At 56.9% G+C, this 13,874-nt stretch carries 12 protein-coding genes and 1 pseudogene; 8 read left to right on the top strand and 5 right to left on the bottom strand.

The features are described 5' to 3' along the window. The first annotated feature begins 168 nt into the window (after positions 1 to 168). The 3 genes and pseudogenes from IVA87_RS07770 (at position 169) to IVA87_RS07780 (ending at position 3,509) form a co-directional block, all read left to right on the top strand. Positions 169 to 1,353: pseudogene (locus IVA87_RS07770) on the top strand (pyridoxal phosphate-dependent aminotransferase). A 42-nt stretch (positions 1,354 to 1,395) separates the two neighbouring features. After that, positions 1,396 to 2,238, top strand: a complete 843-nt coding sequence (locus IVA87_RS07775) for an isocitrate lyase/phosphoenolpyruvate mutase family protein (protein WP_247333219.1) — start codon at positions 1,396 to 1,398, stop codon at positions 2,236 to 2,238. Between the two features lie 362 nt (positions 2,239 to 2,600). Beyond that, positions 2,601 to 3,509 (top strand): LysR family transcriptional regulator, encoded by a 909-nt coding sequence (locus tag IVA87_RS07780; protein ID WP_247293801.1) that lies wholly within the window; start codon positions 2,601 to 2,603, stop codon positions 3,507 to 3,509. A gap of 225 nt (positions 3,510 to 3,734) precedes the next feature. On the opposite strand, the gene IVA87_RS07785 is transcribed toward IVA87_RS07780, so the two are convergent. The 3 genes from IVA87_RS07785 to IVA87_RS07795 form a co-directional block, all read right to left on the bottom strand. Continuing rightward, positions 3,735 to 4,274 carry a DUF2285 domain-containing protein gene (locus IVA87_RS07785; RefSeq protein ID WP_247333222.1) on the bottom strand — a complete coding sequence of 180 codons (540 nt, stop codon included), beginning with the start codon at positions 4,272 to 4,274 and terminating at the stop codon, positions 3,735 to 3,737. Positions 4,275 to 4,320: 46 nt separating this feature from the next. Further along, positions 4,321 to 4,515 (bottom strand): DUF6499 domain-containing protein, encoded by a 195-nt coding sequence (locus IVA87_RS07790; RefSeq protein WP_247333224.1) that lies wholly within the window; start codon positions 4,513 to 4,515, stop codon positions 4,321 to 4,323. A gap of 173 nt (positions 4,516 to 4,688) precedes the next feature. Further along, complete coding sequence (locus tag IVA87_RS07795; protein WP_247333226.1) at positions 4,689 to 4,967, bottom strand: DUF2285 domain-containing protein; 279 nt, start codon at positions 4,965 to 4,967, stop codon at positions 4,689 to 4,691. A 424-nt stretch (positions 4,968 to 5,391) separates the two neighbouring features. On the opposite strand from IVA87_RS07795, the gene IVA87_RS07800 reads away from it, so the two are divergent. Both IVA87_RS07800 and IVA87_RS07805 read left to right on the top strand, forming a co-directional pair. Continuing rightward, positions 5,392 to 5,673, top strand: a complete 282-nt coding sequence (locus IVA87_RS07800) for a helix-turn-helix transcriptional regulator (RefSeq protein WP_247333228.1) — start codon at positions 5,392 to 5,394, stop codon at positions 5,671 to 5,673. Between the two features lie 693 nt (positions 5,674 to 6,366). Next, the gene (locus IVA87_RS07805; RefSeq protein WP_247333230.1) at positions 6,367 to 6,549 is read left to right on the top strand and encodes a hypothetical protein; all 183 of its coding nucleotides are present in this window, start codon (positions 6,367 to 6,369) and stop codon (positions 6,547 to 6,549) included. A gap of 45 nt (positions 6,550 to 6,594) precedes the next feature. On the opposite strand, the gene IVA87_RS07810 is transcribed toward IVA87_RS07805, so the two are convergent. Together IVA87_RS07810 and IVA87_RS07815 are read right to left on the bottom strand one after the other, a co-directional pair. Next, complete coding sequence (locus IVA87_RS07810) at positions 6,595 to 6,810, bottom strand: hypothetical protein (RefSeq protein WP_247333232.1); 216 nt, start codon at positions 6,808 to 6,810, stop codon at positions 6,595 to 6,597. Between the two features lie 1,567 nt (positions 6,811 to 8,377). Further along, on the bottom strand, positions 8,378 to 8,890 hold the full coding sequence (locus IVA87_RS07815) for a hypothetical protein (protein WP_247333234.1): 513 nt from the start codon (positions 8,888 to 8,890) through the stop codon (positions 8,378 to 8,380). A 725-nt stretch (positions 8,891 to 9,615) separates the two neighbouring features. On the opposite strand from IVA87_RS07815, the gene IVA87_RS07820 reads away from it, so the two are divergent. Genes IVA87_RS07820 through IVA87_RS07830 form a run of 3 tightly spaced genes read left to right on the top strand, consistent with a single transcriptional unit; the run spans position 9,616 to position 13,873 of the window. Next, entirely contained in the window at positions 9,616 to 11,271 is a 1,656-nt protein-coding gene (locus IVA87_RS07820; RefSeq protein WP_256466458.1) for a class I tRNA ligase family protein, read from the top strand. 1 nt (position 11,272) lies between these two features. Further along, positions 11,273 to 12,490: an MFS transporter gene (locus tag IVA87_RS07825; protein ID WP_247333238.1), complete on the top strand. Its 1,218-nt coding sequence runs from the start codon at positions 11,273 to 11,275 to the stop codon at positions 12,488 to 12,490. Between the two features lie 24 nt (positions 12,491 to 12,514). Next, complete coding sequence (locus IVA87_RS07830; RefSeq protein WP_247333241.1) at positions 12,515 to 13,873, top strand: SidA/IucD/PvdA family monooxygenase; 1,359 nt, start codon at positions 12,515 to 12,517, stop codon at positions 13,871 to 13,873. Position 13,874 lies beyond the last annotated feature (1 nt).

Here is a 13,874-nt window from a genome sequence, read left to right on the forward strand (position 1 = left end):
CTGAGACGCAAAGGCCTCATGCGAGCCCCAACAGAGCCGCACGAAGAAGCGATACAATTATCGTAATCTTCGATGATTATATCCAAAGCCGCGATCACCTGGCTCGTCTGGCCGTTCGAGTTCGGATAGATCCCCAATCGCTCATTCGAACGCGTAGGATATTGTGTCTTGTCTCTCGTTTCAGAACGGCTCAAGGTCGTGCGTCCCTCTCAAACCAAGGTCATGACGGCTGGCGCCGCCGAGCTGCGAGATCAGGGAACCGATGTGATCACGCTCAGCCAAGGCGAGCCGGATTTCGATCCGCCGTCCGTCATCTGTGAAACTGGCATCCGGGCCATCCGTGCCGGGCAGACGTAGTACACGGCGGTCGCCGGAACAAGCAATTGCGGGCAGCAATTGGCGAGAGCCTCCGTCGCGATCATGGCCTCAACTACGGTATCGACCAGATCACGGTGGGCTGTTGTGTTCAACGCACTATTTGCCAGCCTCGATGCTGGCGACGAGGTTGTGATCCCGACGCCATGCTGGGTCTCCTACCCAGACATGGTGGTTCTGGCCGGCGGCAAGCCGGTGCTCGTCGCCTGCAGTGAACGCGATGGCTTCAAGCTGCGCCCCGAGGCACTAGACCAGGCGATCACGCCGCGCACCAAATGGTTGATGTTGAATTCGCCATGCAATCCGACCGGTGCGGTCTACAGCCGAAGCGATTTGCTCGCGCTCGCGGCGGTATTGCGCAAGCATGCCCAGGTGCATGTGCTATCCGACGTCATCTATGAAAAGCTCACCTATGACGCCGACTTTGCAACGATGGCCGCAATCGCGCCGGACCTGTGCGAGCGTATCTTAACGGTCAACGGGGTGTCCAAGGCAGACGCGACGACCGGCTGGCGCGTCGGCTACGGTGCCGGGCCTCTGGCGCTGATCAAGGCCATGAACCTCATCCAGGGCCAGACCTCTTCGCACACCAGCTCGGTTTCTCAATATGCCGCGCTGGAGGCGCTGTCAGGGAAACGGGACCATATCACAGAGTTCGCGCGCGCGTTTATGCAGCGACGCGATCTTGTTATCGCCAAGCTGAACAAGGCCAAGGGGCTTGCTTGCCGTGTGCCGGATGGTGCCTTTTATGTTTTCCCTTCCTGCGCGGGGGTCATTGGCAAGCGCACGCCCGACGGCAAGATGATCGAGACCGACAGTGATTTTGCCATGTATCTGCTCGACGCGTTTGCCATGGCTGTCGTGCCTGGCAGCGGCTTCATGGCTTCGCCCTATATCCGCATCTCCTATGCTTCCTCGCTCGAGGACCTCACGCGCGCCTGCGACCGGATCATCGCCGCCTGCGCGAGCCTGTCCTGAAGGATTTTCCGATGTCCTCTGCCAAACGCCTCCGGGCCCGCATTGGCCGAGACTGGCCTTGTCCATATCATGGCCGCCCACAGCCCATTCTCAGCGATGCTCGCTGAAGAAGCCGGATTCGACGGAGTGTGGGCGTCCGGCTTCGAGCTATCTGCGCTTTATGGGCTGCCGGATATGAGCCTGATCTCAATGACACAGCATCTCGACATGCTGCGGGCGATCGCCGGGCGCACGAGGCTTGAGCTCGTCGCGGACATTGATACACGCTATGGCAATGCGATTAACGTCATTCACGCTATCACGGAATATGAGCGGGCCGGCGCCAGTTCCGTTGTCAACGAGGACAAGACTTTTCCAAAAGTGACGAGCCTTGCTGCCGAGGGCCGCCAGGACCTGTTGCGCATTGAAGAATTCCAGGGGAAGATCGAGGCTGCCATCTCGGCAAGATCAGATCCGGATTTCCTCGTCATCGCCCGCACAGAAGCCCTGATCGCCGGCCTCGTCGAAGTGGAGGCTCTGCATCGGGCACATGCTTATATGGAAGCTGGCGCGGACATGATCCTGATCCATTCGAAAAGCAAGACTCCTTGCGAGATCGAAAGCTTTGCGCGCGCCTGGACCGGAACGGTGCCGCTGGTCATCGTGCCGAACGCCTACCCTGACCTCTATGCCAAACGGGTCAAAATGCTCGGCAACATCCGCAGGATGATTTATGGCAATTACGGCATTCGTGCTGCTGCAACCGCCATGCAGGAGACCTTCCGCCGGATCATCGCGGATGGTGGCGTCCAGAATGTCCACAAGGATATTCTGCCGGTGGATGAGATCTTCAGAATCCAGAAGATGGAAGAGGCCAAGGCGGCTGAAGCTCGCTTCCTTCGCTAAACGCTGAACCGATGCCTGCCAGCGAGATTTTGAGACGGCACTCAGCAGCGAGCTCTGATTCGCACGCAATCCTGAACGCACCTAAGAAGTCTCGCGCCTGTCATCTCAACGGCCCTCGATGTCGATCGCGATATCAGCAGTCATCCCCCTTGCCGGCACCTGGAGATCACCTGTTAGAAAGCCGTCGACAGCAATGGAAGTCGCCGAGCCAGATCGCCCGAATCCTCGAGAAGGCAGATTTTGTGCACGAGATATCACTTATAAGCGGCAATCCGGCTATAGACATCGAATAATGTGATGGAGCTTCTGGCAATGGCCGCCGTGACAATCAGCGCAGAGCCCAGAAGCTACCGGAGCAGAAAATGGCTGCCGAACACAATGAAGTGCCCCTCAATGCTATCCGGGTCTTTGTGACCATTGCGCGCGAGGGAAGCGTCACGCGTGCGGCGAGCACATTGGGAACGACACAGAGCTCGGTCAGCCGCTATTTGGCTGTGTTGCAAGACTACTTTGGCACGGATCTCGTCCAACGGCGGGGCCGACGCAGTGAATTGACAGAATTTGGAAGGCTCTTTGCGAACGCCGTGGCCGAACCGCTTGATACAGTGTGTTTCACCGCGAAGAGAATGCGGCGGAGGAACCGAACGGACGCCAATCGAATCGTAGTCCACACCTCTCTTTCCACCTTCGCCTACTCCTTCCTGATACCCAATCTCCAGGCGTTCTCTGCCGAGATGGGCGGCGTCGTCGTCGACGTGATCAGTTCATTGTCTCCACCGAGATCCTCCGACAATTTCGACATCCTGCTTACTCGCGATCTTTGTGTCGCTGAACCGGCCGACGATTGGGCGATCTACAATGAGATGCTCGTATGCGTAGGCGCTCCAAATCACGTCATGGGAAAAACGCTCTCCACTGCCCGCTCCATGCCGATTCTGAATATCACATCGAGGCCCGACATACTGCCCACCTGGCTCAGAGCCATGAACTTGACCGCGAAGGACATCAAGTCGGGGGCGCGATACGATCATAATTACCTTGCTTTGCCCGCCGTCATAACCGGGAAATGCCTGCTGGTGGCGCCGGAAATCATTGTCAGCGATCTCGTGCGTACAGGGGCGCTCCATGTCATACCGGGATCGCGTACTTCAAGCGGCATGCAATATCGGGCCTATGCGGTGGACCGAAGTGACAATCTCGAAGTCGCTCGCGCCTTTTGCCGATGGGTCGCGCGGCTCTGTAAGAAGGCCGCGATTCCGGAAGCCGCCTAATCGCGTATTTGCGTGACGGCAGACGTTTGATCAATTTTTGGAATCTTAGCGCGTCCATTTGCACATGCAGACTGTTCCGAACGCCGGCGAGCCCGTCGTTGAGCGAGCACCGCGGCCAGCCCGCGAAGTGAAGACGTTAATCGCGCCCTGCCAAACCCTCTTTTCGCATTCAAACGGCCGACTACGATGGTTTTGTCAGATACGGGCTAGCCGATCAGCCAAAGCTCAGGACGGGTCGTCCTCGCCTTTACGCTTGCGACGGAGCAAGGCCAGATAGCCGCCTCGCACCAGATGCAGCCCGGTCTTGACCAGGCGAATGGTCCGGCTGCGCAGATCGTGCGTTTTCCAGCCGCGATCGGGAATGCGATGCTTGCCGAACAAGCCTTGCGCGATTTCGCGATAGCTGTGTCCTTCCAAAGACCCATCGACTGCACGCAAGGAGAGGATGAGCCGACGGCGGGTCAAGATTGGCAGCGTCAGAGGCGGTGGTCCGATGGGCCGCCGTTCGAGCGCCAGCCAAAAACGATGTGCTGCCCGCAAACGAAGCTCGAAACCGCTGTCGAACGGCAGGTCGACGGCAAGGGATGAGCCGCTCGGTGGAAGTTCTGTTAGCCACAGGCGATGCTTCGCTCCTCCGAGCGCCACGATGGCATGCCATCCATCCGGCGCATAACGAAGCTCGCTACCCGCCAGTTTGCTGAAATCCAGATCGTACCACGCTGCCGCGCGGACAGCCGCGCGCAAGGGCAGCACGGTCGCGAGCACTTCGGGCGCCCAGAAGATGGCTTGTTGGTCGAAGGTCTTTTGCGGATCAGCTGCGAAAACACAGTCCCCACTGCTGCCGGAAATGGTCCTCCATCGCGCCGAATCGTTCGCTCATGGCGAGGGCCATATAGTCCCGTTGGTACTCGCCATTGCGGCGCAGCCACTCCCACGCTATGTCCGCAGCTTCTGCTTTGTTGGCTTCGGGATAGGCCTTCTCTGATCTCCAGTCTGCACCCGGCATCGCACCACTTTCCCCGTATGTTCATAACGCGCATGCAAGGAATTGCAGCCCGACGAATGTGACTATTTCTGGTTGACCCAATGCAGGTCTTCGCGATTGATGCAGTTTGCGCGATATGACGATCTAATTTTGCGATCGGTCATCACCAGAAGGGACGTCCGATTCGAACGCACTTATTCCTCACTCTTCGGCCAACCGCGCTGCAGGAGCTGCCGAAAGCCATGACGTGCCGCCCACTTGGCGCGAGCCAGATGGCTTTCAAAGGTACGTCGGGCGCGATCCGGCTCCAGGGTGGCATCAATACCAAGCACAATGCGCGCAACTTCCCGCCAATCAGCGTTATCGGCCTCGGCATCCAGCAGACGCATATACGTGACGGCATGTTGCTCGTCATATGGCGTGAGCTGCGGCGCATTAGGCGCGAAATCTGCGATCTTGGGATCGGACGGCACGGCCTGAAAGTCCTAACAGATTGAGAAGCCTCGATTTTAGGGACGGTAGCCGTATTCAGAACCTTTTCGTAGAGAGCCGATTGTCGCGGCCTGTGGGAGCATTCTTGCCAAAGTCAATGAATACCTAACTGCCGTCGTTCCCTTCAATTCGTTCGCTCCGACCATCGTCCGAATGCATCTGATCGCAGTCCATTCCGCTCGATCAGCAGAACTGTCGTCCAGCCTTTCGAATCAAGAGGCGAAATGGGACGCAGCTCGTCGTAGCTCGTCAGCACAGGCTGATTCGGTGCGCCACCTGAATCCAGTACCGCTCCTTCATTCGGATTACGCGCGGACTCTGCTCATCTGCATTTTGGGCGAACGTACCGCAATAGTATGGTTATAGCCAGTGGTTTGATGGCCGTCGGAATGGCTGCTTTAGCGCATGAAAGCTCGTGCGCTTGTCGCCTGGAATGTGCGCCGGATCCGCGTAGATCGCGGTGTTTCGCAAGAGCGATTGGCATACGATGCCAGGATCGACCGTTCCTATATGGGCGGTATCGAGCAGCAATCGGAGAACCCGACGATCGATCTTCTCGACCGTATCGCGGAAACGCTTGGGGTTCATTTGTCTGAATTCTTTCTTCAGCCGCCCAAAGGGGCGACGCCTCCCAAGCCGTTGCGTAAGGGTCGAAAGCCCGTACCCCCACGTAGCAGAAAGAAATAACACTCCTCAGGCACGCGCGTTGTACTTGCTGCCCAAGCCGCTCACGTCAATTTCGCAACTGCCGCAAACTCACCGGGGGCGGACAATGGACCCACCGATTTCGCCGCTTGAGGAGTTCAGGTTGTCCTTGTGTATCCTGATGAGCTCCACCAGGTTCTCGCTGCCGTAGCCATGATGTCGTGGTCACCGAGACCGAAGACCAGATGAGGCTGTCCTCGGGGTCCATTCTAAAAGCAGCGTTTGACAGCAGTCCACGACTTCGCAGAGACCTGCTCCGGTTGAGATCGATGGTCGGCCAGCATGTCGCTGCCGCCCTCCCGGTACCCCCAATACCAGTGATAGAATGTGGCACGTGGGATACCAAGCCTGTCCCGCCTGGCCAGACATGCGATTGCTCCACCAGCGAGAGCATTCGGTTTTCCTCGGGCGCAGGAGATCTCATGCCTCGTTCTCCCCATCCCCGTTCACGTTTTTGAGCGACCGCTTTCCCGAAAAGTCGGCCACCATTTCTTTCAGCGCCGTCGTCTCACGACGCAGATCCTTCACCGCGCCAGAAGTTGCCACACGCGCCGTATCGCCGCCAGGCGATGTCTATCGGTCCCGAGGAAGTCCTTGGACCCGCCATGTACATTGAGGCGGCAATACCTGGGCTGGCCGAGCTCTAAACATATTCTCGTCGCTCTGCAGTCCTTATTGGACGACAGCATCTTCTCTGCCGACGGATATTCCGGCATGTTCTGGCGCCGAATGTCTTTTGGTACTCGTTCTGCTGGCACTTGCCCGGTCCGGATTTCTGTTTCATCGATGCTTCTGGTGGCTACGATGAACCAGAAATCCCTCATCGGCCAAACCGTCAATTTGTCTCAGACGCTGTGACGGCGAGGCCTGATGAACCAGAGCATCCCTTCTCGAAAACACTGATCAGTCCTCAATTCCTGGCGCCGTACAATCCGGGTCGGCCATACAGAAAATGAGGTCGCAGAACCCTTCCAAGGGCATCTCATCGCATTGAGGGTAGTGTGTATTGGCTACCCGCGCCTTGGTGTCGACCGGTTGCGCGGCAACGTCAGGGACGAAAGTGGGTACCGCCGTTGCAAGCGCCACGACGCTCGCCGTTACAAAAGCCAATTTTTTCATTCCAGAGTCGCTCCCTTAGATTGGCCCCAGCCGCCCTCAACGTGTCCTATATGGAGGCTCCACGAGCTGTAAAATGCATAGTTTTGATGGGATGCATCTACAGTATGGATGAATATCGCGCGGAGCACCCGACCGCTGGCTACAGCCGATCCTGCAACCCCTACCGGCGTGGAGCGAGATGACCTCGCCGAGTGCGCCAGGCGCATGGGCCTGGAGAGAAGCTGTTCTTCGGCTTCGCGGGCACAAGGTGCCGGTGTTCGAGGCCCGGGACCGGCCCGCAGCAGCTGGCCCATGTCTTCGTCGCCTGCTGGAGCATCCAACCGCACGTTTGCCACGGCGCGCTGGTCGCAAGCGGTAGCTGATTCGGATTGCGATGCACGTTAAATGCTTGGCGGGCGATCGGCGGGGCGACGGCGATCGGCTGGGACGCTCTGAGATCGGCGTAACCGCCATCTGTCGCTATGAGCTCGCCAACCTAACGAGGAGCTGGCCAAGATCACGCCACCTTTATCCTGCCTATGCGTCCGCGCAAGCCGCGCGATAAGGCGAAGGTGAAAAGTGGCGGTGCAAATCATCCCGCGCTGTTACTGGCAGGAACTTCACAGACTCGCCGACCTCAAAGCCAAGGTGATGCGCAAGCTGGCGTGAGCCGTAACGAGCCGTTCGCTCACAGATCGCCACGTCAGGCTTAAAACCCTGCCGCTCGAGCATTATCACAACCATCCGATGACGATTCGCAGCTTCTCGTCATCCGACCAGCACCGCCGCGACGAGTCTCGATCACCTCAAGCGGTTCGAGGTGAGTACTGCGCTTACGGCTCTCCGAGGCGTATCAACCGAGCTAAGCCCTGCAGTTCGAGAAGCCGAGGTCGATGATCCAGACGCTCTCGCGAATAGATATCGAGAGCGGGCTTGCCGGACGTCGTGGGCCCGCTAAAGGCGACCGTCCTGAAGCCTAGAGAAGAACCTGACTCATTCAAAGGAGCAATTTCCTCGTTCAGCGCAGCTTCAGGTTATAGTTCGCATGGTGACAGCCAATCGTCGCTACGCCAGGGGCGGCCAGTTCCCATTTACGGAGCCCACCAGGTCCCCACGTCCGTCCGTAAAGGCGACTTCGACGGCTTGATGAAGAATGAGATGCATCCCGCATTGTCCTTGTAGAGCCACTGATACTGACGCGGGAGGGCGAGGACTGCATCGTTCACGTAAGAGAACAGCTCCCTGTCACCTTGGGCCTGACGTAAGCAGACATGTTCTTTACGCGCCCGCCGGGGCAGGCTCCAGGAAGTCCACTTCGCTGCCGAGCAGCCCGTAGCGCGCCACCGGCTGGAACCAAGAGTGGAATAAGTAGCGCCGAAGTGGCAATATGAGGATGTGAACAGTTCTCTCTCCAGGAGAGCTCGGTGCCGTCATCTTGATTGTGAAAGGTCGAGTACCCTCTTGCGTCCGTCTCAACGCCACCGTTCGCTACAATCGAGGGTGCGGTCGCCGCGGTGACTTTGCAGGTGTCCTTGCTGGTCGCATAATCCTTGTACTGCCTGGCAAGGGCTGCCGGATCGGGATTGGTTCAGACATAGTATCGCTCAAGACGAGCGACCTTGTAGCCCGTGGCAAAGCAAATATTGGAGGTCTCAAACGAGACCAGCGCACCTGCATCCGGGATGCAGGCGGTTCTTCGTCGGCTTGCAAAAAAGCCAGCTTGATCCACGGCTGTGAACACAAGGCGGTTGCCCACGGTGATTCCTAGATAAGCGATGGCAACGACCGGAAGCGCTGGACACATGTAATGGGGCCATCCCGAACGCAATCCCCTCAGGATGAGGTCACGTCCATTGGACGCTGAGCTTCGAGCAATATTGAGTGCGCGAAGCGTTGGCGCGACGGCTCTGCGCCAAAGCGCTGTCATTCTGTCATCAATTGCATGAGCGACGCGCTTGCCGCTGATGATCAAACCTCCCATGATGCCCGCCAGCAATAGGCACGTCGCGGCATATTGAGCATAGGCGCCTAATGACTGAGACACCCACGATGGCAGAAAGCAGCTCAGCGCTCGCACAACATCGAATACATTAAAGCGCATTTGCACTTACCCCAAACGTATCGCGCCTGCAGGTTAAAGGCGACGACACCAGGTGGCTGCGAAGCGGCATATTGAGTTCATTGTTCTTGAGAGGAGGAACAGCCAAGATGTCTCGTGCTGCTTATTGCGCGAGCGCTGACTGTACCTGTTAACACTCTGCCTTCGCAGGCGCGTGGAGGTGGACTCGGAGCCGCTGGCCGATTGGCTCAGACCGCTGATCAGCAACGCAATCCTGGCTCTGACGACGAAACACTCAGCCATCTTGGCTACAAATAGAATTCAACAACACAATTCCTCCAGTCGTAAGGAGCCATCGCAATGCCGGTCGGCGACTACAATATCCTCTCGAATTCCCTGTCAAACGCTCTTAGCAGCCGCTGGGCGGGTAGAACGAGCCCGTCAGGCGATCTCAGGACGCCGAGAGTCTTTGAAGATGCACCATGCAGTTGACCGACTCTTGACGATGGGTGCCTTTCAGTTCTGAAGGCGCCCTATGAGGGAGGGAAAGCCGCCGCCCCGACTGCACCTTCATCACCAGATACGCTCCGATCAACTACCAACCCTGGTAATTGATCTTAAAGCGAACGCTGGTCCATTTACGCTGTTACGCCGTCTGCTACGAAGAAACGATTTGCATCGAGCATCTGACGTATGATGGTGACGGCTCTCACGCCGTTGGCACGCGTCACCATGTCTTCGTGGAGTCATTTATGGGATGAATGAACATGAGCAGAAGCCCACCTATCCCACGGATAGATGTAGCCTATCCGCATCCTGCTGATGTATACATTTCCCCCGTCAACTTGACAGCGAATGGCAGAGCACATCTTGGGCACGCCGCTGGACCATTTCTCAGAATGGATGTTTTACAGAGACACCTGAAGCGGGCGGGGCATCATGTCCGTTCTGGGCTCACGACCGATGGTTTCGAGAACCATGTTCTGGTCCGAGCGGCTCGTGAGAACATTGACCCGTCGGACATGGCACATGGCTTCCATATCAAGATTCTTGACGATCTCGCCTCGGTCGGGATCGTTTTCGATCATTTCGACGATCCAGCGCATGGCAGCAATCTGCAGCGATTTGCGGATGTCAGCAACGCCCTGATGGATGCGTTATACGCAGCTGGCTCTCTACATTTCCGCGCAGTGCGCTTGCCAATGGACGATGCGGGTTCTGCTGCCACACCAAAAGAAGAGCGATTTTGCATTGGGGGCTGGCTTAGTGCAACTTGTCCTATCTGCGGGGCATCTGCGGGTAGCTTCTTCTGCGAACAATGCGGCCATCATTTCGAACCTGATGAAGCACTGAAACCAGTATCGAGGCGAGGGCGGATCGTAGAATGGACGGACAACATTTCCGCCTATCTTTCGATTTCGGGAACAGACCGACTTCTACGGGCGTGGCACGACGCGGCCGTCGAATCCAGCTTTCTGGAGATAGGAAAGCGGTATGTAGCACGCAAAGGGCAGCAAATCCGGGTGACTGTACCGGGATTGCACGGGCTGGCTTGGAATTCGCGGCATTTCAACACTCGGCAGATATTGTTTAGCTACTCCTCTCTGCTCTACGCGCATTCTCTTTATTGCGGCGACAAAGATACGGCGGGCTCCGGGAAGCCAAGCCCGTTTTCTCGCGATTCCGATGCGTTCCTCATTAGCGCTACCGGCATCGATAACACGGTTCCGATGCTTGTCGGCGTTGCCGGATGCGCATTGGGCCAGAACTCGTTTCGCCCATTTGATCGGATCTTCTTTAATCACTTCCTTCGGCTGAACGGATCGAAGTTCTCCACCAGTCGGGGACACGTGATCTGGGCGGGTGCAATCGCTCGAACTCCAAATCTTTCCATCGATATTCTTAGAGTGTACCTGTCCGAAATTTGCCCGGAAGACACCGAGACCAATTTAGTGCCAGGACAGTTGGTCGACCGCTACAATGCACTTCTGGACAAGATAACTGCAGCCATCGATCGTTGCACCGCGTGCATAAACGCAATGCCGGCACTCACGGAGTGCTCCGTCGATGGCACGATGATGACCACGTTGGATCGGCTCTACTGCAAACAATGTGCCGCCCTTTCGATAGATAACTTGCGAGTATCGCGAGCTCCGAAGTCGGTACTCGAATGGGTCGATTATCTCGACGCCACGCCGGACCTTCAGACCGCTTATACATGGTTGATGGGATTCAGCATACTGGCTTGGCCACTGATGCCCAGAATAGCAGAAGCCTTGTGGCGCTGGCTCGGTCATGCGGGACATCCCCTTGCCGCATGCGCTTCGACGCCCTCCTCCCAGCGAAGCGGACCAGTACCAAAGATCGATGGGCGCAGGTTGGTGACTGTAGAATTGAGCAAAGCCCTCCAGGAAAGGTCGTAGCATGACACCCTCCCCGGAAACCGCCCTCGTGGAGAAACTGCCCACCGCAGTCTCATTGGAGGTGTCACTCCCCTTCATGCTTGGCAGTGCCAGCTTGGCCGCTTCCTATGGCTCGAGCTTCTTCCTCGTTGAAGCTTTGCGGTCCATTGGACAAAGCGCCACGACCGCCGGGGCCGTTATTTCAACGGGTACGATCGCGACAATCCTGAGTTCCCTTGTAGCTGGTCGCATCGCGGATTTACTAGGCTTGATGCGAACCATCACCTTTGCCGCGGCGATGATTGCAGCAGCGATGATATGTTTCGCATCCGCATCGATTTCGCCGCTATTCGCCTACATCGGCGGACTTCTTCTCGGCATTGGATGGTCTGTATTCTATATCCTGGCGCCGCTTCAGGTCATGTGTCACGTGCAAGCTGAAGCCCGTATCAAGTATCTCACCTTACTTTCAGGATCTCAAATGCTGGGCATCGGGCTCGCTGCCCCCCTCGCCCGAACCGCTGCGGAGGCCATTGGATCCTACATTGCAGTTTACGCTCTATTTGCCGTTGCATGTATCCTTGGTACGATGCTTTTGGACTTCGCTGGGAGGGCACTGGCGCAAGCTCCTCAGATCAAAATGCCTGCTGTACGACTGACGTTTAAAGGCGTGGTAAGAGCCTTCAAGTCGAACGCGCGATATCCGATCATCATGATCGGCATTGGCGCCTGCGTTTTCGCCGGTCTCTCCACGTTTCAATCGCTCTACGCCACATCGCGAGCACAGTCTCCCGATACATTCTTTTTAGTCTTCACGGTGACAGCCGTCTTCTTCCGGTTCGCGGTTGCGCCGATAATTGGAAGATTTCGCCTTGAACGCGTAGCCGCACTTCTCCTTGCATGCACTGTTGCAGGGCTATTCATTCTCTTCTTCAATGTCGATAGTACGGCCATTTACATTCTCGGGGCGGCCTTCTTCGCGCTGGGATACGGCCTCAGCTATTCGACGCTGAATAGTATGATTGTCCACATTGCAGACATTGATGAGACAGCTTTCGCCATTTCCTCTCAGGTATTCACGCTCTCCTACTTCATTGGCCTGTTCGGCTTTCCATACGTCGCTGGGCAAATTGTGAAAGCCAGCAATTTCGATTGTCTTCTGATCGGCATGATGATGCTTATCGCAGCGAATGGCGTCCTTCTTGCAGTTCATACGTTCTCAACCAACCGGAAGCATTGAGTGGCTCCTCGTAGGGATCATGCGATGCTGAAGCACAGCGACAGTTATGGCGTCATCGCAATCGGTGCAGGGCCGGCAAATCTAAGCTTGGCAGCACTCTCGGCCCCGATTCCGGAAATTTCTCTGCACATACTCGAAAAGTCAGAGTCGGTTAGCTGGCATCCCGGTCTGCTCGTAGAAGGCGCCGTTATGCAAACCAGCCCGCTAAAGGATTTGGTGACACCGGCTGACCCGACGAGCGCATACAGCTTCCTCGCCTACCTGCATGAAAAGCGGCGACTCTATCAAGCTATCGTCCGTGGGCTGGAGCATGTTAGCCGGAGCGAATTTGGCGGTTATTTGCGATGGGCAGCGGAAAAGCTCGGCAACGTTCAATTCGGCGAACAGGTTGTTGCGGTCGAATTGCGTGGCAAGTCCCTCAACATCATAACCAACCGCCGCGAGTATCAAACGCATACGACCGTCATCGGCGTGGGTAGAGTGCCCTCTATTCCTGATTGGGGCAGGAATGCACCGCCGAACGAGGTGTTTCACGCAAGCACCTTTCTCACTCAACGTCGCGAACTTACGAGCAAGCGCGTTGTGATCGTAGGTGGCGGCCAAAGCGGCGCCGAAATCTTTCTTCATCTCCTGACGGGCGCATGCGGCGCGCTGGGATCCCTGACTTGGGTGACGCGCCGCGCAAACATATTTGCGCGCGAGGACAGTCCTTTCGTCAATGAATGGTTCTTTCCGCAATATGGTGGCTGGTTCTTTGAGCAAGTCGGCTCCACTCGGGCGCGGCTTCTCGAACAACAGTCGTTGGCGAGCGATGGCGTCAACTGTTCGACGCTTCGCGCCATCTACAACGCACTTTACGATCGCGAGTTTCATCGAGGTTCCTACCCGACTCACGTACAAATACGCGTCGACACCACCGCAGACAAGTTGAGCGGCGCGTCTCCCTTTCTACTGGGCTTGCGTCAACAGATGACAGGCATTTGTTCAGAACATGTTGCTGATACTGTCGTCTTAGCCACAGGCTATCGCACCGAAATCCCCTCATTCTTGGAGCCAATCGCAAACCGCCTCACGGTTGTGAGTGCGCCTGGTGGCTCTCAAGAGATCCTGGTTGAGAAGGACTATTCAGCTCGTTTCGATGGCCCCGAAAACTGTCATTTGTACGTACAAAATGGCGCGCGCTTTCAACATGGCATCGCTGATACAAATCTCAGTTTGACTCCTTGGCGCGCTTCGACGGTCCTCAATTCTATTATCGGCCGCATAGCTTACGATTGCGGGCCTGCACGGGGCGTCGTCGACTGGTATAGCTCGGGCATCGAGGACTCCCATTCATCGGCGAGCAGGCAGCCAGCGTGCCGCGATCCAGCCCATGTCGATTGAG

Origin of the sequence: Bradyrhizobium sp. 147 (assembly GCF_023073935.1) — a bacterium.
Lineage (GTDB): Bacteria > Pseudomonadota > Alphaproteobacteria > Rhizobiales > Xanthobacteraceae > Bradyrhizobium.